Source organism: Collinsella sp. CLA-ER-H11 (assembly GCF_040092445.1).
GTDB lineage: Bacteria > Actinomycetota > Coriobacteriia > Coriobacteriales > Coriobacteriaceae > Collinsella.
This window is the reverse complement of sequence record NZ_JBBNLN010000005.1, coordinates 14,133-35,577: the sequence shown is the minus strand read 5'-3', so window position 1 is coordinate 35,577 and position 21,445 is coordinate 14,133. Positions and strand designations below refer to the sequence as shown.

Annotated in this window: 15 protein-coding genes and 1 riboswitch; of the genes, 8 read left to right on the top strand and 7 right to left on the bottom strand. The window is 56.1% G+C overall.

Annotated elements, in window-relative coordinates:
• Nucleotides 1-39: 39 nt before the first annotated feature.
• The 3 genes from ygeW to dpaL all read right to left on the bottom strand — a co-directional run bounded on the left by ygeW (nt 40) and on the right by dpaL (nt 4,118).
• Nucleotides 40-1,242 carry a knotted carbamoyltransferase YgeW gene (gene ygeW, locus AAAX35_RS05010; RefSeq protein WP_349116943.1) on the bottom strand — a complete coding sequence of 401 codons (1,203 nt, stop codon included), beginning with the start codon at nt 1,240-1,242 and terminating at the stop codon, nt 40-42.
• 201 nt (nt 1,243-1,443) lie between these two features.
• Nucleotides 1,444-2,829, bottom strand: coding sequence for a YgeY family selenium metabolism-linked hydrolase (locus AAAX35_RS05005; RefSeq protein WP_055252228.1), 1,386 nt, complete (start codon nt 2,827-2,829; stop codon nt 1,444-1,446).
• Nucleotides 2,830-2,903: 74 nt separating this feature from the next.
• On the bottom strand, nt 2,904-4,118 hold the full coding sequence (gene dpaL / locus AAAX35_RS05000; RefSeq protein ID WP_118266260.1) for a diaminopropionate ammonia-lyase: 1,215 nt from the start codon (nt 4,116-4,118) through the stop codon (nt 2,904-2,906).
• Between the two features lie 277 nt (nt 4,119-4,395).
• On the opposite strand from dpaL, the gene AAAX35_RS04995 reads away from it, so the two are divergent.
• The 3 genes from AAAX35_RS04995 (at nt 4,396) to AAAX35_RS04985 (ending at nt 6,799) form a co-directional block, all read left to right on the top strand.
• Nucleotides 4,396-5,049: a helix-turn-helix transcriptional regulator gene (locus AAAX35_RS04995; protein ID WP_022094290.1), complete on the top strand. Its 654-nt coding sequence runs from the start codon at nt 4,396-4,398 to the stop codon at nt 5,047-5,049.
• 123 nt (nt 5,050-5,172) lie between these two features.
• Complete coding sequence (locus AAAX35_RS04990) at nt 5,173-6,159, top strand: hypothetical protein (RefSeq protein WP_349116942.1); 987 nt, start codon at nt 5,173-5,175, stop codon at nt 6,157-6,159.
• A 118-nt stretch (nt 6,160-6,277) separates the two neighbouring features.
• Nucleotides 6,278-6,368, top strand: a riboswitch (SAM riboswitch).
• Nucleotides 6,369-6,376: 8 nt separating this feature from the next.
• Nucleotides 6,377-6,799, top strand: a complete 423-nt coding sequence (locus AAAX35_RS04985) for a hypothetical protein (RefSeq protein WP_349116941.1) — start codon at nt 6,377-6,379, stop codon at nt 6,797-6,799.
• A gap of 67 nt (nt 6,800-6,866) precedes the next feature.
• Here AAAX35_RS04985 and AAAX35_RS04980 read toward each other — a convergent pair whose 3' ends face one another.
• Both AAAX35_RS04980 and AAAX35_RS04975 read right to left on the bottom strand, forming a co-directional pair.
• Nucleotides 6,867-8,990 (bottom strand): DUF262 domain-containing protein, encoded by a 2,124-nt coding sequence (locus AAAX35_RS04980; protein ID WP_349116940.1) that lies wholly within the window; start codon nt 8,988-8,990, stop codon nt 6,867-6,869.
• Nucleotides 8,991-9,420: 430 nt separating this feature from the next.
• Nucleotides 9,421-11,112: a hypothetical protein gene (locus AAAX35_RS04975; RefSeq protein ID WP_349116939.1), complete on the bottom strand. Its 1,692-nt coding sequence runs from the start codon at nt 11,110-11,112 to the stop codon at nt 9,421-9,423.
• 309 nt (nt 11,113-11,421) lie between these two features.
• Here AAAX35_RS04975 and xerA point away from each other — a divergent pair, with 309 nt between their 5' ends.
• Nucleotides 11,422-12,402, top strand: a complete 981-nt coding sequence (gene xerA, locus AAAX35_RS04970; protein WP_349116938.1) for a site-specific tyrosine recombinase/integron integrase — start codon at nt 11,422-11,424, stop codon at nt 12,400-12,402.
• On the opposite strand, the gene AAAX35_RS04965 is transcribed toward xerA, so the two are convergent.
• A complete protein-coding gene (locus AAAX35_RS04965; RefSeq protein WP_349116937.1) occupies nt 12,371-13,471 on the bottom strand; it encodes a restriction endonuclease subunit S in 1,101 nt (366 codons plus the stop codon). The genes xerA and AAAX35_RS04965 overlap by 32 nt on opposite strands.
• Nucleotides 13,468-14,031 (bottom strand): hypothetical protein, encoded by a 564-nt coding sequence (locus AAAX35_RS04960; RefSeq protein WP_349116936.1) that lies wholly within the window; start codon nt 14,029-14,031, stop codon nt 13,468-13,470. Before AAAX35_RS04960 ends, AAAX35_RS04965 begins: the two co-directional genes overlap by 4 nt.
• A 156-nt stretch (nt 14,032-14,187) precedes the next feature.
• On the opposite strand from AAAX35_RS04960, the gene AAAX35_RS04955 reads away from it, so the two are divergent.
• The 4 genes from AAAX35_RS04955 to AAAX35_RS04940 are packed head-to-tail and all read left to right on the top strand — an operon-like array spanning nt 14,188 to nt 21,225.
• Nucleotides 14,188-15,687, top strand: coding sequence for a class I SAM-dependent DNA methyltransferase (locus AAAX35_RS04955; protein ID WP_349116935.1), 1,500 nt, complete (start codon nt 14,188-14,190; stop codon nt 15,685-15,687).
• Nucleotides 15,677-17,167 carry a class I SAM-dependent DNA methyltransferase gene (locus AAAX35_RS04950; RefSeq protein WP_349116934.1) on the top strand — a complete coding sequence of 497 codons (1,491 nt, stop codon included), beginning with the start codon at nt 15,677-15,679 and terminating at the stop codon, nt 17,165-17,167. The genes AAAX35_RS04955 and AAAX35_RS04950 overlap by 11 nt, the downstream gene beginning before the upstream one ends.
• A gap of 1 nt (nt 17,168) precedes the next feature.
• Nucleotides 17,169-18,320 (top strand): restriction endonuclease subunit S, encoded by a 1,152-nt coding sequence (locus AAAX35_RS04945; protein WP_349116933.1) that lies wholly within the window; start codon nt 17,169-17,171, stop codon nt 18,318-18,320.
• Nucleotides 18,313-21,225, top strand: coding sequence for an HsdR family type I site-specific deoxyribonuclease (locus AAAX35_RS04940; RefSeq protein WP_349116932.1), 2,913 nt, complete (start codon nt 18,313-18,315; stop codon nt 21,223-21,225). The genes AAAX35_RS04945 and AAAX35_RS04940 overlap by 8 nt, the downstream gene beginning before the upstream one ends.
• Nucleotides 21,226-21,445: the final 220 nt, after the last annotated feature.

Sequence of the window (21,445 nt, the reverse complement as noted above, 5' to 3'; positions counted from 1 at the left end):
GCAGAGCGCCCCCTTTACATGGCTTACCTCAACCCGGCTTTAGGCCTGGAGCCAACGGGCGGTGTTGCGCTCGTCGAGGGCCTTGAGGGTAGCGGCGGGATCGGCAACCTTCTGCAGGAACATCATGGCTGCGATGGCGTACGGCTTGTAGCTGGCCTCCTTGTACATGCCCACGCGGTGCATGTCGAAGACGTCGGCGTTGACCTCGCCGTGCTCGCAGGAGACACCGGAGATGTCGGCGGGCAGCGGGTGCATAAAGATGGTGTCCTGGCCGTTGGCAGTCTTCTCCATGAGCTCGGTCGTGGAGCACCAGTCCTGATGGGTGGCGTTCTGGGCGAGCAGCTCCTTCTCGAGCGCTGCGATGCCGGCGTCGTCGCCCTCGGCGTACAGGTTGGTACGCTTTTCCATGGCGGCAAACGGAGCCCAGCTCTTGGGGATCACGATGTCGGCGCCCTCGAAGGCCTCGGCCATGGTGTTGACCTGCTTAAAGGTGGTGCCGGACTCGGCGGCATAGCCGCGGGCGCGCTCGACGACCTCGGGCATGAGGTCGTAGCCCTCGGGGTGAGCCAGGGTGACGTCCATGCCAAAGCGGGGCAGCAGGCTGATCAGCGACTGCGGGCAGGACAGCGGCTTGCCGTAAGAGGGCGAATAGGCCCAGGTGACGGCAACCTTCTTGCCCTTGAGGTTCTCGAGGCCGCCAAACTCGTTGATAAGGTAGAGCATGTCGGCAGAGGACTGCGTGGGGTGATCGGAGTCGGACTGCAGGGAGATGAGCGTGGGACGGTGATCCAGAACGCCATCCTCGTAAGCCCGCTGGACAGACTCGGAGACCTCGGCCATGTAGGCGTCGCCCTTGCCGATGTACATGTCGTCGCGGATGCCGATGACGTCTGCCATGAAGGAGATCATAGTAGCGGTCTCGCGGACGGTCTCGCCGTGAGCGATCTGGGACTTCTTCTCGTCCAGGTCCTGCAGCTCAAGGCCGAGCAGGTTGGCGGCCTTAGAGAAGGAGAAGCGCGTACGGGTGGAGTTGTCGCGGAACAGCGAGACGGCCAGGCCCGAATCGAAGATCTTGGACGAAACGTTGTTCTCGCGCAGCTCGCGCAGAGCGTCGGCGACGGTGTAGAGCGCCTTGAGCTCATCGGTGGTCTTATCCCAGGTGTGCAGGAAGTCGCTGCCGTACATACCCTTAAAATCGAGGCCGTTCAGCTGCTCGACGAGCTCGGTAAACTTGGCGTCCATGTAAATGTCCTTTCTAAAGGTGAAACGATCGCAATGAGTAGATGCGCTCCGGCATGCGCGTGTGGCTAGAACATGCAGAGCGCTATGACGAGGACCCGCCACCGTCGAGGAAGCATGGGAGATAACGGCCGCGGGCCCCAAGTCAACAGGAGGCGCCGGGGGCATAAACTGCCCCCGGCTCAACAAGATCGAGGAATGGGACTAATCGATCTTGTTGTTGGTCAGACCGGCGCGGAACACGGTGGCATCGCCATCGGCCTGGCTCGGATCGTAGAGGTTCAGGGCAGCCACATACATGGCGGCAGCGGTGACCAGGTCATCCTTGTAGGTGACCTCGTTGGGAGCGTGAGCCTGAGACTCGGCACCCGGGCCAAAGCCGACGCAGGGGATGCCATAGCGGCCCTGGATGGAAACGCAGTTCGTGGAGAAGGTCCACTTGTCGCACAGAGGGCGACCGGTGCGCTTGTCCATGCTGGGCTCGCAGCCGATGCGCTCGTCACCAAACATGGCCTTGTGAGCGTCGACGAGGGCCTTGACGTGCGGAGCGGTCTCCTTGTTGATCCACGTGGGGAAGTAAGCCTCGGTCTCGTAGACCTCGCCGGTCCAGGACGGACGGTCGTACATGTACATAGAGACCTTCACGTCGTCGCCGTACTTCTTGGCGGCCGGCAGGTTGCGGATCTCGTCCAGGCAGGACTCCCAGGTCTCACCGGCGGTCATGCGACGGTCGATGGAGATGGCGCAGGAATCGGCCACGGCGCAGCGGCTGGGGCTGGTGTAGAAGATCTGGCTGACGGTGCAGGTGCCGCGACCCAGGAAGCGGGCGTCCTCGAAGTGCTCGGGGTTGTACTTGGGGTCGAGCATCTTGACGAGACCCTTGATGTCGGTCGACTCGTCGCAACCGTTGTTGTTGAGGGCACGGACGTCGGCGATGATGTCGGCCATCTTGTAGATGGCATTGTCGCCGCGGTCGGGAGCGGAGCCGTGGCAGGAGGTGCCGTGAACGTCGACGCGGATCTCCATGCGGCCGCGGTGACCGCGATAGATGCCGCCGTCGGTGGGCTCGGTGGAAATGACGAACTCGGGCTTAATGCCGTCCTTGTTGTAGATGTACTGCCAGCACATGCCGTCGCAGTCCTCTTCCTGGACGGTACCGACGACCATGATCTTGTAGCCCTCGGGGATGAGGCCCATATCCTTCATCATCTTGGCAGCGTAGGTAGCGGAAGCCATGCCGCCCTCCTGGTCAGAGCCGCCGCGGCCGTAGATGATCTCGTCGGTCTCGTAGCCCTCATAGGGATCGGCGTCCCAGTTCTCGATGTTGCCGATGCCGACGGTGTCGATGTGGGAGTCAATGGCGATGATCTTGTCGCCCTCGCCCATAAAGCCCATGACGTTGCCCAGGCCGTCGACCTTGACCTCGTCATAGCCAAGGCTCTCCATCTCGGCCTTGATGCAAGCGACAACCTCGCCCTCCTCGCAGGACTCAGAGGGATGGGAGATCATGGCGCGCAGGAAGCGAGTCATATCAGCACGATGAGACTCAGCAGCAGCCTTGATAGCGTCGAAATCGAGTTCTTTAGCCATTGTTCATAACCTTTCAAACGAAGGAATCTACCTGTGAGGTGACGGAGCGATACCTATTTACTCCGCCCCAACGATTAGCAAGTGGGATATTCGCCTTCCCAAACAATGCGGCGATACTGGTCGGGATCGGTGTCGCCCTCGGTGGAGAAGCAGAGCACAGAGCTCGTCTTGTCCAGGCCGATGAGCTCCTTGAGCTCGGCGTACTCGGGATCGAGCATGAGAGTCTCGACCAGGCCGGTGGTCACAGCGCCGGACTCGCCGGAGATGACGCGCGGGTCGCCCTTCTCGGGAGCGCCCAGGGTGCGCATGCCGCGAGCGGTGACCCAGTCGGGGCAGGACACGAAGGCGGTGGCGTGGTTGCGCAGGATATCCCAGCCCAGGATGTTGGGCTCGCCGCAGCACAGACCGGCCATGATGGAGGGCATGTCACCGTCCACGATGCGCGGATCGCCGTCGCCGGCGGCAGCGCCCTTGTACAGGCAGGCGGCAGGCGCGCACTCAACCACGACGAAGGTGGGCGGGTTATCGGGATACAGGTTGGTGAAGTAGCCCACCACGGCGCCGGCGAGCGAACCCACGCCAGCCTGGACAAACACGTGCGTCGGGCGGTTGATGGCCATCTCGCGCAGCTGCTCGGCAGCCTCGGAAGCCATGGTGCCGTAACCCTCCATGATCCAGGACGGAATCTTCTCGTAGCCCTCCCAGGCGGTGTCCTGAACGATGACGCCGCGCTCGCAGGCATCGGCCTCGGCGGCGGCCATGCGCACGCACTCGTCGTAGTTGACCTCTTCGATGGTCACCGTGGCGCCCTCGGCCGCGATGTTATCGAAGCGGGGCTTGGTGGAACCCTTGGGCATGTGCACGACGGCCTTCTGGCCCAGCTTGTTGGCAGCCCATGCCACACCGCGGCCATGGTTGCCGTCGGTGGCGGTAAAGAAGGTAGCCTGGCCAAAGTCCTTGGCAAGCTGATCGGAGGTCAGGTAATCGAAGGTGCACTCGGCAACGTCCTTGCCAGTCTCGTCGGCAATGTAGTTGGCCATGGCAAACGAACCGCCCAGAACCTTAAAGGCGTTGAGGCCAAAGCGATAGCTCTCGTCCTTAACGCACAGGTTGGACAGGCCCAGGCGCGCGGCCTGGCCATCCAGGCGGGCAAGCGGAGTGACGGTGTACTGGGGGAACGACTGGTGGAAGGCACGGGCCTTCTTCACGTGGTCGAGGCTCATGATTCCCAAGTGCTTATCATCGCTCTTGGGCATCGTGTTGCCCGCCCACTGGATCTTATCGGCCATACGGTGAACTCCTTAAGTCCTCTCTTGCCGGCCCCCGCATACGCGTTTCAGCCCATTCCCATTCATGCGACTGAACTTTTATGTGGATGCCAAACAAAAAGTTTGTTAGCACTGTTCTATCACACTTTTTGATTGGAAAACCTAACAAATTGTTTGTTGCCGTAATCGGTACTTTTTCGCCGCCGAACGGTCATGAATTGCCTTGTTGATGGATTTATTTGCGGTCAAGTGTGGTTTATGGCAAAGTGTGCCCAAACTAATTTTTAGGAAGGCACCCATGACCCCCGCACAGATTGAGTTTTACAAGCGCCTCGCACACGGCCTGGCGCTCCAATTTGGCCCCAACTGCGAAGTCGTCGTCCACGATCTGGAGACCGAGGACGTGGACCACTCCATCGTAGTGATCGAAAACGGCCACGTCAGCGGGCGCAAACTGGGTGACGGCCCCAGCCATATTGTGTTTGAGTCCATGCACGAGGGCACCACCGACGTGCACGACCGCGAGCCATACCTCACCAAAACCACCGATGGCAAGCTGCTCAAGTCTTCTACCATCTTTATCCGCAACGACGAGGGCAAGCCCGTCGGCATTTTGGGCATTAACTTTGACATTACGCTCATGAAGGCTTTTGAGCGTTCGCTCGATGCCTTTACCGGCACCGGCGGCACGGGCTACACCGAGCCCGAGCCCATTACCAAGAACATCGGCGACCTGCTCGAGGACCTGCTGCACGAGTGCGAGCAGTTTGTGGGCAAGCCCGCGGCACTCATGACCAAAGACGAGCGCATTCGTGCCATTGGCTACCTCGACCGTCGCGGTGCCTTCCTCATTTCCAAGTCGAGCGAGCGCGCCTGCGAGTTCTTTGGCATCTCCAAGTACAGCTTCTATAGCTACCTCAATGAGGCCAAGGCGGCGGCCGGCGACAAGTAGGCACTCGCCTGGATTGCCCCTCCCCTTTTGGGCGCGAGTTCTGGAAAGCACGAATCCAAGACCGAGCCGCTTGGGAAGTTCCATATAATCGATGTCATTAGTATTTCGAAAGGATGGGACAGAATGGCGTTGAGCAAGGCATCATGCACCGGTCGCGGATTGATTCCGGCAATTGGTGGACATGTGCACCGCATGTTCGATGAGGGTGAAGACGACCTGTTTTCGCTGAGCCTTGACGACGTGATGGATGATCGCCCGTGGACCGCCGACGAACTCATGGGCGGCGGGGCTCGCCCGTCAAACCCCAATCCCGCGCTTGCGCCTAAGCCCGCATCTGCGCCGACTCCTGCGCAGTCGCCTGTTTCGGCGCCCGCGCCTACGCCCGCACCCACTTCGGCGCCCACGCCCGCTCCCCGCCCCGCAAGCGACCCGTCCGAGACGGCGGCATTTCTCGCTGCAGCGACGCAGGGCAAATCGGCCGACAGCACTGTTATGTACAGCGCCCAGCAGTTGCCTGTTCCTGCGGCACGCAAGCCTCCGGTCGCAAGGCTCGATGAGCCCGTTGCCCATCAAGTTGCCTACGATTCCTGGGCTGCAGCCGATCTGGATGAGACCTCTACCGGCATGCCGGCGCTCGATGTTCCAGTTAACCCGCTTTTTGCCGCCGACACGAGCGCCGCGGGCTATGAGGGCGGTGCGACATATTCCGATTATTCCGATGGCCATGCTGGCACCGGTCGCATCGAGACCGAGGATTATGGCACCGCATCGAGCGATTATCTCAACGATCCGTACGCCGCCACGCCTGCACCGGAATATGACCCGGAGGCCGCATCCGCGCCGGCGTATACCAAAAGCACGGGCGAAGAGCGCTTCGCCGATTATTACGCCGAGGAAAAGGCGCTGCGTTTCTCGGAATTTCCGCAGGCAGTCAAGGTTGCCTTTATCGCCATTATCATTGCCCTGCTCGGTGTCATTGCGTTTGAGGGATTCCAGCTGTTCCGCGGCCCCACCCAAGCGGAGTCGGAAACCCAGCAAAAAGAGGACGATAACCAGTACCTGGACATCAACACCCTCAAGGGCGACCCCAACGACGGAGACGACGAATAACAAATGCCAAAAATTGAGGGTCGTAGACCAAATCAACCCCGTGCGCTCATTGCCGCACGGGGTTGATTTTTGTCCGCGCGCGCTGATAGACTCCATCGTGCCCGCAAGGAGCGGGCGCGTTTTATCCAGAGTCGGGGTAGAGAGTTGGCTCCACGATCCCGACGCCAACCGGCCAAGAGGCACGGTGGCCCTGCCAACATCGATGAAAGGAGTCCGTATGGACAATTTCTCTGTGCGCAGCGAGCGTAACTTCCACAACCTGGTCGTCAAACCGAATCACATGCATCTTCTGGATAAGCCAAATGGCTACGCGTCGGCCATGGTAAAGAGCAGTCTCTCCCACCAGATGCGCTTTACCGTGCAGGTGCTCGAGGAAGAGCTCTGTGCTGCTGGCAACCCACACGTACTGCAAATCAAACTGCTCGGAAATAACTCTCGTGAGCCGTCCAGCTGGATGCTCTTCGCCGACGGCGCGTGCGTTGCGGACGGATCGGGCACCTTTGCCCGCGAGTGTTTCTGCGAGGGCGCCGAGGTGTTCCTGGACCTGTGCCGCGACGCCGTGCGCGCGGCAGAGCTGCGCCAGTGGAGCCAGAGGGAGTACGAGCTGTTGAGTGCGGCCCGCAGGATCGTAAGGGTGTAGACGGGCGGACGAGCCATCGACGATTTTGAGCTGGCAAGGGCCGGGAACTAGATTCCCAGCCTTCAACCTAGCACTGCTTTATGAGATCGAGCACCGCAGGAATGTCATCGGCATTCCGAAGCGCAACGTAAGTGGGTAAGCCCGGGCCAAATCCACCCTGCGTACGCTTGTCCTGGCACATGTCCTCTGGATCCGTTAGATCATCCACACTCTTTGCCAAGCCAACGGCAATCCAACCACCGTTGCTGGTCCTGCCTTCTAGCACGGCATGCAGTTTTCGCTTGCCCGACCTGAAGCCTACATAGTACTTGGCTATATAGGACTCCCATGAAGGGTTACCAGTCAGAACGGACTCGCGCACCTCATTGAAAAGCTTCTGGTTGAGTCCGCCTTCGGCAAAAGTGGGGTGGTTCTCTTGCAAGGTCCAGATAGGAGCCTCATCAGACTCTCCGCGAGAAGGGCGGTACTTGTCGACGACATCTGCCGGAAGGTCGGGATACTTCCATATCTCACACGCCTCTTTCGCCAGCTCGTCCGCGCGCTGTCCAATCTCTTCCTCACCCCATTTTTCATGCGCGGCAATCGACTTGTTCAGGTAGAGCGGGCTGCATTTAAGTCCCACGTTCGGAAGATTGAGCTTGTCCGAGAACGACCGGTTTGAGTACTCCTGGTTGTAGCCCGTCAGCGTAAGGTTGCCCAGGTTGTTGCATAACCTGTCGTGGATGTCTTCCCAGTTCTCGCCAAGCGATTCCTTCCAGCCATGTTCACCGTCGATCGTCTGGGGCATGACGTGCTCGATCTGGTAATTGTCAGCCGAGATGGGCTCCTTTGGGTGGTGCCAGTTCTCCATGCGCTCCAGGTAATAGCGCTTTTTGGAGGAGCGGTTGTAGCAGTCACGCGTCTTAAACTCCTCGACAAAATGCTCGTCTGTCGGGAAGTACGCAGTCATACCGCTGCTGTGGATAAGGAGCATCGCCGTAACGTACTCCTCTATATCGTCCTGCTGCTCGAGGTTGCGATACATGCCGGCAAAGAAATTATTTAGGCCCGTGGTAAGCCTGCCGCAAACCGCCCGCCTGAACAGGAACGACTCGATAGTCTCGCAGATACGCAGAAACGCATTGTGGTTTAACATATTTCCCTCGTAAACCGAGTAAAGCAGCATCAAAAGAGGCCTGATCTGCTTCACATCAAGGCTTACGATTCTGTCGAATACTTGGTGCAGGCCCTCGTCTTTCTCCTTGCCAAGGAACAACCTGGCATATCTTTGCGCATATTCGCGGAGCTCCTTCAACAGGCCCTCGGTATCCCCATCGTAGTCGTCAGCGAAATAGCGTTTGAACTCGTGGTAGGCCTCGTTTTCCTTCGGCATCCTATTGGGAACCTTGAGCCACAGCCAGTACCAGATAAATGCATTGAACTCTTCTTCGCCGCCTTTTCCGAACAAACACTCGAGCGGATGCCAGTAGCCCTCGTAAAGCTTGGTCTGCTCGTCGTTGGGAAGCGACATAAGAACGTAGTTGCGAATGAGGTCGATAGGCGTGAGCGGCTTGCCCTTGGAGTTCATGGACTCAAATATGAGCTGGGCATTGTCAACGCCAGCGGTGAGCTTAGTGTCGATGACCTGTACGCGGTTTAGCCCCGCCCAAAGCCTTGCAGGGTCGAATGATTTCCCGTGCATCTTCTCGCGGAAGAACGCATGGTTCTCGACAATCCGATCCGATTTTTCATCTGGCACGGGAGACCCAGACACGATGGAGAACAGTGTCTCTTTATCGTCCTGCGAAAGCACCAGCTTGTAGCGCGCCAGCCCGTTGTAGTCGTCATCGTTAAAGAGGTAATTTTTCCTCAACGCCGAGATCTTGAGATCGCCAAGGAAGCCGGCCTTGTCGGGATTACCCTCCAGATAGTCAGCCAAGGCAGCAATCATCAACGAAAACGTCGTCATGCGCTGCTGCCCGTCAATCAAAAGCACGCGCGAAATGCTCGTGGCAGAACTCTCGGACTCGGGGATATAGAGCATCGACCCCACGAAGTGCGATACGCCATCACGACCCGCCCGCATAACGTCATCCCAAAGCACTTCGCACTCTTTTACACTCCACGAGTAAACTCGCTGGTACACGGGAATGACAAACTGCATCTTCGCCACGCCCATAAGATCGAGCAGATTCGCTTCGGTTGCTTTCATTTGCGTTTGCCCTCTCTTATTTACATCGCCTGCAATTGCTCCGTCAGTCAAAACACTGGAGATGAGATTGAGTGCAATCCGTGTGGTCAGTATCCGCAAGGACGCTGAAAGGCCAATAGTCTTTTAGCGTCCTTGTCACAAATAATACGCGCCCCCTCTCTTTTTTGCGGTACTAGACAATAACTTAAATGAGCATCGGTTATCATGGCGTTAGCGCTTACGGCCTCCTTTTGCTGGCATACGTCAGCTTAGAATCCCGACAAAGGAGGAAAAGATGAAGTACACGCCTAACGATGAGGTCGTTCTCGCCGTCATAGATGCCATTGTGACTATCGCAACCGCATACTTTAAGTATCGCGGCAACGAGACGCCCAGCAGCTAAACGACGGAAGCGCTCCGGCGCGCGGACTCTCGTTCGCGCGCCGTTTTCTTACCAAACCTGCACCCGTTCGCCGCTACGCTTTACAAAGAACACCCTAGACGGCATATTGTCGCGGTCAACTACGATGAGATCGTCCTTGCTGATAGCCTCAGTCAATTCCCGTTCACGAGCGCCACGATAGCTGTCAACTCTGACAAAAAATATCTTCGAAGAGACTAGACCGTAGTCGTCATACTCTATGACAGGTTGCTCGAAGGGCCTAACCGCTTTCACAGGATTTAGACCCTCAAACTCCAAAACAAAGTCAGTCAAAGGTATCTCGGCCAGCTTCATATATATTTCGCTATAAGAGACATGCTTCAATCCAAGCGTTTCAAGCGCCTTTTCCTTGCTTCCTGGGATAACATAACCGCCCAATAGGTAATACAGAAGCGCAATTGCATCTTGTCTAATCCTATTTACTTCACCCAAATCCGTAAAGTTATCCTTGTGGAAATAGCCATTCCTATCTTTACCTGCAAAATCCCTTATCTTGAGAAGCACAAAGTGTCTTCCCTCGTCACTAATCCGCCATGCCGTTTCATTGTCATGGAGAAGATTTGCAAGAGAGACCAAGTTCGTCGAAAACCGTTCTCTATTTGATTCGACGAATTGAACATGCCGAGTTTTTTTCGACCAGTCAAATGGTCTTCTATATTCGATCGCTCCTTTTCCTTTCGAAGGCGTGGCAATGAACAGGTTTTCCGACCCAGGCGTACCCAGCGTAGCAAGCATAAGCTCATATGAGAGTTGCTCAACCGCCTTTATATAGCCACAAACAATTGAAGTGTAATCGAACTCTCCGCCCCGCAAGAAAGACCTGCGTAGATACTCCGATGTGGTAAGACATCTAGCAAAGCCCTTTGTTCCAACAAGACAGTGTCCGAGCCCATCATCGAAAAAAGCTTTATTGAGCACTATTTGATCTTCGTCGGCAAGCCTGAACGTTGCGTGATTTGATTTAACCGTGTAGGTCGACTCAGGAAAGCCGTCAACAGTGCGATGAATCTCGTCTATCAGCGAAGCCCTGAATGGCGCCAAGCGAGGCATAGATAGGCTAGGAATGGCCTGAAGACCGATGATATCCTCCACTCTTGCAACTGCATCTCGAATGCGATAAACAAACTCATCGTAGAGAGCCTCTGGGAAGATCTTTTTGAAAAACCCACTCGATGATATTTGGAATACGCTATCGGACCCTTCGACACACAACTCCTCGGAGCGTCGTTTTAGCTCCTCAGTCTCCGCTGCAGACCAGTCGATAACGACAATCCTGCTGATCCCCCATGAATCAACTTCCATAGCGGTAATCGAATCCGGAATTGTGTATCGATACCCTACGGTTTCGCAATTTGTTGAAATTAGAAACTCGATAGGGTTCGCCCTTTCGTGCTTCTCATTATTCAACCAAAAAACAGTCGAACCCCTCGGCCAGATAGCGTCAATACCATAGAGAGCGAACAAGGATTCGAGTATTGGATTGACCATGTCATTTCTAACGGAAAACTCGATGAACTCATTAAAGAAATCGTATTCAACCTGCTCTTGCGATGGCTGAATCAGCGTCGCAAAACCGCCGATTCGTCTCCGGAGCTTTTCGCCACTCCAGCGCTCCCTGAATTTGTAAGTCGTTCGCAATGCAGAGGCAATCTGTTCGTCAATCAACGCAACTGCCTTTTCTAGTTGGGCGTCGGCATTCATCGTTCGCCTTTCGTCAAAAGTCACCGTATCGTTATTATGTCAGCGACTTCTGATGGCTGGTACGTTGCTTTCAGCAAAGTCTCTTGCGGAATTGGATACCAATTTACATTTAGATGCCCCCGTTAAGAAAGCGCACCTGAGCATCTTGCTCTGCAGGCAAAGCCGCACCGGAGTGATGCGGGGAGATGCGCGAGGTCTCATGGACCTCCCTGACGCGGCCTAGCGGAAGTGCCACCCGGCTTCCCTTCCATAACGCACGGGTAAACAAAGGGAAATAGCGCCACCCACCGCGCAAGGAAGGACGCCACCATGGATCTCACGAAAACGGCTAGAGAAATTACCCGCCTCATGCTCCCCTACCTGACCACGCAGCAGAACCGCCAGCTCAAAAAGGTTTTATCGCACTGCCTTTTCGATGAAAGCCAATTAGCCGAAGGCGGCGACGGTGAAAGCGAATCATTCCTAGATCTATTTCTGTCTGCAAAACGCCTCGAAGGCTGCTCGGATAGGACCATCTCCTACTACGAAACCACCATCAATAAAATGCTTGAATCATTCGATACGCCAGCTTGCGACCTAGGAACCGAAGAGATTAGGTCCTATCTTTCCGACTATCAGCAAAAAGCCGGCGTCAGTCGCGTCACCGTCGACAATGTCCGAAGAATCATCTCAAGCTTCTATTCATGGCTCGAAGACGAGGACCATATCATTAAGAGCCCGGTTAGACGCATTAAAAGAGTCAAGGCTCCGCAACCCATAAAGGAAACGTATAGCGATGAAGTCGTTGAAATTCTCTGCGATAACTGCGGGTCGCCCCGAAACCTTGCCCTGATCGACCTGTTGCGCTCCACGGGCATGCGTGTGGGCGAACTTGTCTCGTTGGACAGGAGCTCCATCGACACCATCAATCGTGAGTGCATCGTACACGGCAAGGGAAATAAGGACCGCATCGTCTATTTTGACGCAAAGACTAAAGTCCATATTGAGAATTACCTGTCAACCCGAATGGACAGCTCTGAAGCACTCTTCGTGTCGAGCAAGGCGCCACACGAGAGGCTACAAATTGGCGGCGTCGAGGCGCTGCTTAGAAAACTGGGGCGCGAGCTTGATTTAGGAAGGGTCCACCCTCATAAGTTCAGAAGAACGCTTGCTACAAAGGCAATCGACAAAGGAATGCCCATCGAACAAGTCCAGGTGCTCCTTGGCCATAAAAAAATAGACACCACATTAAGGTACGCAATGGTCGACCAGCGCAACGTCAAAGCATCCCACCGTAGATACCTAACTTAAATTTCGATTTGTCGACCGAGGCGGCGAAGTCCAAGAAGGAACGTTGAAGCTCAATCGGCGGCAAGGGAAGTTCGATTTTGGCCATTTCTTTTGCGCTAATGTTGGCCTGACCAACGGCTCCTTTGGCCATCTTGCGAAGAAGACCTTTGCCGTAGCTGCTGTTCAAGAACGCCGACACATAGCCGGGCTCTACACGCTCATCGAATCTAACCCTGACAATATATCCTGCGATTACCATGGGCTCGTTCTTATTGAATACGCAGGTCTTGCCTACCTTTTCGCGGCTATTTGTCCTATTGAAAAGCAAATCTCCTCTTACAACTTTTGCGTTCTCAAGCTCCGCACCCGAAAGATCGATGTACTTAAGATCGGAGAGATCAAGCCTTCCATCGTCGGTCATATTGTTCATGCGGAGGTATTTAAATTCGCCACTATCAGAAGCCTTCTTTGAAGTCCCGTACCGTATATCAGCCGCGAGCTCCCCGATTGTAACTGTAGGACAATCGCTTTCTGTTGGATCGGGTCCACCAAACATCTCGACAAATTGTGATTTGACGACGTCGTCGCAGGTCGTGAGCATCTTACGATAATGCCCCTTGAGGCTCTCGGCTTCCGAGAGGATGCCGGCAAGCTCGCGTTGTTTTCCCGGCGAGGGCAAGTCAAATTCCAAGGTCCGAAGATCTTTCCAGTTTGCCGTCGGCGAAAGAGAGCCGACGGAAACCCGTATTGCCTCGTCAAGGAATATGTCGGAGCTGATGAAAAACGGGAAGAACATCGGATCGACGACATCGGCCTTCGGGCGCAGCACCATCCCGTGAGCCGAGAAGATGCCATCGAAGGGTGCTATGCCGACCTTCTTCTGATAGGCCCTTCGGCGGCCGAACAGGACATCGCCTTTCTTCATGAGCAGCTTGTCGCCCTTGGGAGTAACCTCGGCGCCCCAACGGGTCACCTCAAGAGTGCCCGGATCAAGGTGTTCCAACCCAACATACCGGTCGCGATCGCTTTCCTCGGGTTTCTTCTTGGCGGTGCTGTTCTCGGCTATCTGGTCGAATCTATACCTTGTCATGCCGCACACCTCCAGTAGCTAAATTGTGATTTGACGACGTCGTCGCAGACTGCGAGTACACTCCGATAATTCTCCTTAACCTGCTCGGCAGCGCACATGACGTCTGCAATCTCGGCAACTCTTACAGGCCCGGGAAGGTCAACCTCAAAATCTGCGAGATCCGAGAATAGAACGTACGGGTTGGTTGAACCCTTCGACTTGCCAATGGAATAGCTTGTGAAGCGGTCGGACAACAGCAAGAAGGGAAGAAGCCTCTGAGGCAGCACCTCCTCGTCTTTCGTTTCGAGAACAAAAGTCACGTTGGACGTCACACCCTCAAAGTCCGCTACGGAAACTTTTTTGAGATAGGTACGCCTCGAGCCATAAAGAACCTGGCCGGGCCTGAAAAGCCTAATGAAGGCAGGGCCTACGTCCGCCTCGTCGAAGCGCCCTCGCATGGTTAGCCTGGGGCGTTCCGTCTCCATATGATCCCCGGCGACAAAATACTCATAGGGGTTGTTATCGCGATCGACTTTCTCTTTGCAGTTGTGAACGAGATCGCCCAAAAGATATCTCGTCATGCCGCACACCTCCGGCAGGCAAATTGTGATTTACAAGCTCAGACCGTCGCTCGAACCGCTTGATTGAACGACGATGCGCAGGAGATTTACCATGACAAATATGACGGTATAATCACTAGAGCTGTAATTTCATTTTTTGAGCTCATAGGTACCTGAATGCCAGAAGAACCAATAAGCAAATCCGAGCTGGGAAACCACCTGCTCGGGGCCTGCGACATCCTGCGAGGCCCCATCAACCAAGACGAGTACAAGAGCTACATCACGCCGTTGCTCTTCTTCAAGCGGATCTCCGACGTCTACGACGAGGAAACCGCCGAGGCATTGGAGCTTTCGGATGGCGACAAGGACTTCGCCGCACTGCCCGAGAATCACAGCTTCGAGGTGCCGGAAGGCTGTCATTGGCAGGACGTCCGCAATACCGGCGCGAACGTCGGCAAAGCAATCGTTGACGCCATGGTGGGTATCGAGCGCGCTAACCCCGATACCCTCAGCGGCCTCTTCAGCAGCTTCGACGACGCGAGCTGGACGGACAAAGGCAAGCTCTCCGACGAACGCTTGAAAGACCTCATCGAGCATTTCTCTGCAAAGAAGTTCGGCAACAGTAGCTATAACGCCGACATGATGGGCGACGCCTACGAGTACCTGATCAAGAAGTTCGCCGACATGCAGAAGAAGAACGCCGGCGAGTTCTACACCCCGAGGGAGATCGTGAAGATGATGGTCTCCCTGCTCGAGCCAAAGCCCGGAGAGACCGTCTATGACCCCGCATGCGGCACGGGCGGCATGCTCATCGAGGCAGTACGTCAGATGGACAACTCGAGGCTCGCCTACGGCAAGCTCTACGGCCAGGAGAAGAACCTGAGCACGTCTGCCATAGCACGCATGAACCTCTACCTCCACGGTGCGAAGGACTTCCGCATCGCCCAGGGGGACACCCTGCGCGACCCCGCCTTCCTTGCCGGGAACACCCTCAGGTCGTTCGACTGCGTCCTCGCCAATCCCCCGTTCTCCCTTAAGAACTGGGGATCCGCAGAGTTCTCCTCGGACCCATGGGGCCGCAACATCTGGGGTGTCCCCACCGACAAGTCGGCGGACTTCGCATGGGTGCAGCATATGGTCTGCTCCATGGACGAGAAGAGCGGTCGCTGCGCTGTAGTGCTGCCCCAGGGCGCACTGTTCCACGGCGGCAAGGAGGGCGCCATCCGCAAGGAGCTGCTCAAGTCGGACAAGGTCGAGGCAGTGATCTCGCTCGCGAGCGGCGTCTTCTACAGCACCGGTGTCTCCGCCTGTGTGCTGTTCCTCCGGAATGACAAGCCTCCGGCGCATCGGGGCCGCGTCTGCATCATCGACGGTACCGAGATCTTCACCGCCCAGCGCGCGCAGAACATGATCTCGGAGGAGAACGCTCAGGAGATGCTCTCCCTCTACCATTCCTACGAACCCGTCGTAGAGAAGTGCGCTATCGCGACGCTCGATGATATAGAGCGCGAGGGTTACGTGCTCTCGGCGAACAATTACGTCGAAAGAAGGCGCGAGGAGATCGAGCCGCCGGCGGAAACCAGGAAACGTTTCTACGACCTCCTTCGCCAGACGAGGAAGTCCGAGGAGAAACTCCTTGAGCTGCTCTCAAAGGGAGGCTATGTCGATGGAGAGTAGAATCCCCCAGGAAGAGCTGAACAACCATCTATGGAACGCAGCGGTTCTGCTGCGCACCTACATCGATGCCGGCTCGTACAAGCAGTACATATTCCCGCTGCTATTCTTCAAGCGCCTCTCGGATGTTTACGACGAGGAGACCGCCGAGGCATTGGAAGCCTCTGACGGAGATGCGGAGTTCGCCGCCCTTCCCGAGAACCACAGCTTCGCAATCCCGGACGGCGCCCACTGGTGCGATATCCGTGAGGCAACGGAAAACGTCGGTAAGGCGATCGTAGGCGCCTTCCGCGCCATCGAGACGGCCAACGGCTCCAAGTTGCGTGGCATCTTCGGCGACGCCGCCTGGACTAACAAGAAACGACTTCCCGACCGCCTGCTCAAGGACCTCATCGAACACTTCAGCGCCAAGACACTTTCCATAGCCAACTGTCCCGAGGACGAGCTCGGCCAGGGCTACGAGTACCTCATCAAGAAGTTCGCAGACGACTCAGGGCACACGGCACAGGAGTTCTACACCAATCGCACGGTCGTCCATCTGATGACCGAGATCCTCCAACCCAAACCGGGCGAGTCCATCTATGACCCCACCTGCGGCAGCGCCGGCATGCTCATCTCCTCCATCGCCCACCTCAAACAGCACGGAGAGGAATGGCGCAACGTTCACGCCTACGGACAGGAGATCAACCAGCTATCCTCCGCCATCGGACGCATGAACCTATTCCTGCACGGCGTCGAGGACTTCGAGATTGCAAACGACGACACGCTGCGGCACCCAGCCTTCCTCGAGGCGGGAAAGCTACGCACCTTCGATATGGTGCTCGCTAACCCTCCCTATTCGATCAAGCAATGGGACCGCGAGGCATTCGCGTCGGACCCCTACGGCCGCAACTTCCTCGGCACCCCGCCGCAGGGGCGGGCCGACTATGCCTTCATACAGCATATCCTCAAGAGCATGGACCCAAGGAGTGGAAGGTGCGCCATTCTTCTTCCCCATGGCGTACTCTTCCGCAACGAGGAATCGGAGATGCGCGAAAGGCTCGTAAGAAGCGATCTCGTTGAGGCGGTCATCGGACTCGGCGCAAACCTCTTCTTCAACTCGCCCATGGAGGCCTGCATCCTCATCTGCCGCAGCGAGAAAGCGCCGAATCGAAGCAAGAAAATACTGTTCGTAGACGCCTCTGCCGAGGTAACCCGCAAGAACGCGCAAAGCTACCTTGAGCCTCAACACATCAAGAGAATCGTCGATGCCTACCGATCTGACGAGGACATCGAAGGTTTCTCATCCCACGCATCGTTTAGTGAGCTCGAAGACAACGCCTTCTCGCTCTCCATCCCTCTGTACGTGAAGCCCTCCAATGATGAAAATGCTGACGATAGAAGCATCGAGGAGACGGTAGAAAGCTGGAGAGCCGCCTCCACAGAGGCCGCGTCCCTGCTCGATAATATTGCTGCAAAATTGCATGAAAACGATGGTGAGTAACATGACCAACGTTTGCCTGGGCGATGTGGCCCGCGAAATAAAACAGAAGGTCCCTGCTGGGCAAGAGCTGCCGACGGTCGGCCTTGAGCATCTAGACCCTGGCGAGGTCGAACTCGCCCATTGGGACGAAGGTGCCGAGACCACCTTCACTAAGGCTTTCTCAAAGGGGCAGGTGCTGTTCGGGCGTCGCAGGGCCTACCTGCGTAAAGCAGCCGTCGCCCCATTCGACGGAATCTGCTCCGGAGACATCATCGTCATCGCCCCCAAGGACAACCTCTCTCCGAGGCTGCTCCCGTTCATCATCCAGAACGACGCCCTATTCGAGCACGCCGTCACCAATTCGGCAGGCTCCCTCTCGCCAAGAGTCAAGTGGCAGAGCCTTTCGCAATTTGAATTCGAGCTTCCCAGCATCGCTAAGCAAGAAGATCTTGCCGACATACTCTGGACCGCACAAGAAACGAGGTCTCACTACAGGCAGCTGCTTACAGCCTGCGATGACGTCGTCAAATCACAATTTGTCGAGATGTTTGGGGACCCCGTTGCCAATGGAAAGCAATGGCCTGTCTCAACGATTAAGGAAACTGCGATTACATATGGCGACGGCCCATTCGGGTCAAATCTCAAGTCGTCCGATTATGTTGATGACGGCGTTCGTGTCATCCGCCTTGGCAACATCCAGCAGGGATGCTTTTCAGAAAAAGATCGCTCATTCGTTTCATACGCCAAATACGAGAAGCTAAAACGCTACGAGTGCAAGCCGGGAGAGGTGGTAATTGCCACACTAGGCGACCCGATTTTAAGAGCATGCATAGTTCCCGAATTTGGCATCCCGTCAATTCATAAAGCGGATTGCATGTATTACGAAACGGACAAGAGGCGGTTGATGCCAGCGTTTGCTATGTGCGCAATCAATCATCCTTCGATGCTGAGGCGCGCCACGGTCGACGCGCATGGTCAGACGCGCGGCAGAATCAACTCAACCCAAACGGGGAACCTCCCCATGATTCTGCCCCCGCTCGCCCTTCAACAGGAGTTCGCCGACTTCGTCGCCCAGGTCGACAAATCGAAATTTGCCGTACAGCAGGCACTCGACGAATTGAATGCGACGACGAAGAAAATCTTGAACCAGGAGTTAGGACTCGGAGATGTTTAACGAGGACAACACCATCGAGCAAATGAGCGTCGAGGCGCTTGCCAGCCTTGGCTGGAGATACGTGGCTGCCGAAGACCTCCCGCGCCGCCATGCCGACGTCATGGTCGAGCCCATGGTCAAGGACGCCCTCATCAGGCTTAACCCGGAGATCGCAGAAGACCCCGATCGCGCCGACGAGATCATCTACCGACTCAGGGCCCTCATTCAGTCCACAAGTCCGCAGAACCTGGTCTCCACCAACGAGCGGTTCAAAAAGCTCGTCATCGAGGAGAACTCATTCCCCTACGGCAAAGACGGCCGCATGGTCCCCATCCGCTTCTTTGGCACGGCGGCGGACGGCGATCTTGACAAAAACGAGTACATCGTCACCAACCAGTGGGTCTACCCCCAGGAGCAGGGCGGCAAGCGCCTCGACCTCGTCCTCCTTGTCAATGGATTTCCGCTCGTCATCGGCGAGTTCAAGACCCCGGTGCGCGATTCGATAACCTGGCTCGACGGCGCTGGCGACATCGCTAAATATGAGAAGAGCATCCCGCAGATGTTCGTCTGTAGCGCCATCAACTTCGCCAGCGAAGGAAAATGCTATCGCTACGGGTCGGTGAACATGCCTCCCGAGATGTGGGGACCCTGGCATGAGGGCGACAAGAAGAGCGAGGGCACACTTGCCGACGTCAAGAGAAGCATGGCGTCCATGCTAACCCCCACGAACGTCATAGACATCTTCCAGTTCTTCACGCTCTTCGCCACCGACAAGAAGCATCGACGCATCAAGCTGATCTGTCGCTACCAACAGTTCGAGGGCGCGAACCTCATCGTGGACCGCGTCCGCGCAGGATACCCGAAGCGTGGCCTCATTTGGCATTTCCAGGGCTCAGGAAAGTCACTGCTCATGGTATTCGCCGCCCAGAAGCTGCGCATGGTCCCCGAACTCAAGAACCCGACCGTCGTCATCGTGGATGACCGAATCGACCTCGAGACCCAGATCACGGGGACCTTTAACGCATCCGATATCCCCAACCTCGCAAGCGCCGGCAGCAAGGAGGAGCTTGAGTCCTTCTTCAAGCAGGACATGAGAAAGATCCTCATCACCACCATCTTCAAATTCGGCGAGGTTGCGGGGATTCTCAACGAGCGCGAGAACATCATCCTCATGGTCGACGAGGCGCACCGCACCCAAGAGGGCGACCTCGGCGAGAAGATGCGACTCGCCTTGCCAAACGCCTTCTTCTTCGGCTTGACCGGCACGCCCATCAACCGAACCGACAAGAACACGTTCCACACCTTCGGTGCCAAAGAGGACAAGTCCGGCTACATGAGCCGCTATTCCTTCGCCGACTCCATCCGCGACCACGCCACATTGCCGCTCCATTTTGAAACCGTTCCCGTCGAGCTCCACGTCAACCAAGAGGTCGTGAACGCCGCCTTTGACGAAATGACCCGAGACCTCAGCAAAGAGGACAAGGCGGAACTCACCAGGCGCGTCAAGATCGAGTCCGTCATGAAGGCCCCCGACCGCATCCACAAGGTATGCGAGCACATCGCCAGGCACTTCAAGTCAAAGGTTGAGCCAGACGGCTTCAAGGCGCAGGTAGTCTGCTACGACCGAGAGTGCTGCCTGCTGTATAAGGAGGAGCTCGACAAGCTCTTGGGCGCTGATGCAGTCACCATCGTCATGGACACGAACAACGACAAGGAAGACCGCTACAAGGCATACCGTCGAGATCGCGATGCCGAAGAAAAGCTCCTTGACCGTTTCCGCGACCCGGACGATCCGCTCAAGATTCTCATCGTCACTGCAAAGCTGCTCACGGGGTTCGATGCGCCCATCCTGCAAACTCAGTACCTCGACAAGCCCTTGCGCGACCACACGCTGTTGCAGGCAATCTGTCGAACCAACCGCGTCTACAACGACAAGAAGACATTCGGTCTCATTGTCGACTATATCGGCCTCTTCGACAACGTCGCCAAGTCTCTGCACTTCGACGAGGCCGAGGTGCAGAAGGTTATAACCAACATCGACGAGGTAAAGGCCGAGCTACCCGGGCTTATGCATTGCTGTCTCGAGTACTTCTCAACGGTCAGAGACCGCCGCAGCGCAGATTGGGAGTCCCTTCTCGAAGCTCAACAATGCCTGCCAACGACAAAGGTGAAAGACCAGTTTGGGGCCGACTTCTCGGTCTTGAACAAAGCGTGGGAAGCCCTTTCGCCCGACCCATGTCTCAATCCCTACAAGCCCGATTTCATCTGGCTCTCGCAGGTCTACGATTCCGTGAGACCGGTAGACAATCGCGGGAAGCTCATCTGGGCAGCGCTCGGGCCCAAGACAATCGAGCTCGTGCACGAGAACATCACCGTCGAGAGAGTCCGAGACGATGACGACATCCTTGAACTCGACGAGGACATGATCGAACACTTCATCAACGACAAGAGCAATACCGAGAAGATCACGCGTAAGCTGGAGATAGATCTCGTCGCCCGAATCCACAGGCACGATAAGAATGGCAAGTTTCAGAAGCTCGGCGAGCGCCTGGAGGACCTGAGGGAACGTCACGAGCAAGGTCTCATCAACAGCGTCGAGTTCCTCAAGATGCTCATCGACCTCGCCAAAGAAGCACGAGCCGCCGAAAAGGAAGTCGTGCCCGAGGAAGAGGAGGACAAGGGCAAGGCGGCCCTCACAGAGCTCTTTAACGGCATCAAGAACGGCGACACGCCTATCATCGTCGAGAACATCGTCAATGACATTGACGAGATCGTTAAGATAACTCGCTTCGACGGCTGGCAAGCTACCACGGCAGGCGTCAAAGAGGTCAAGAAGCAGCTCCGTGCCATTCTATGGATGCGCTACAAGCTCAAAGACCAGGCTCTTTTTGATAAGGCGTATTCGTATATCGAACTCTACTATTAGATAACAGAAGACAGACTTCTAGGGACGTTCCGCATTAACCATTTCATAGGATGTGGAGCGTCCCAATTTGAACGAGTAACGTCTTGCGATGGGCAAATGTTGCAGTCCCAATGGCTCGACAACCCTTTCATAGTCTGGTGTTTAAGTCTTCACTAGAAGCCATCCACACTTTGTAGTTAATTGATTCCTTCTTCGCAGGCGAAAACGACAATGATGTCCG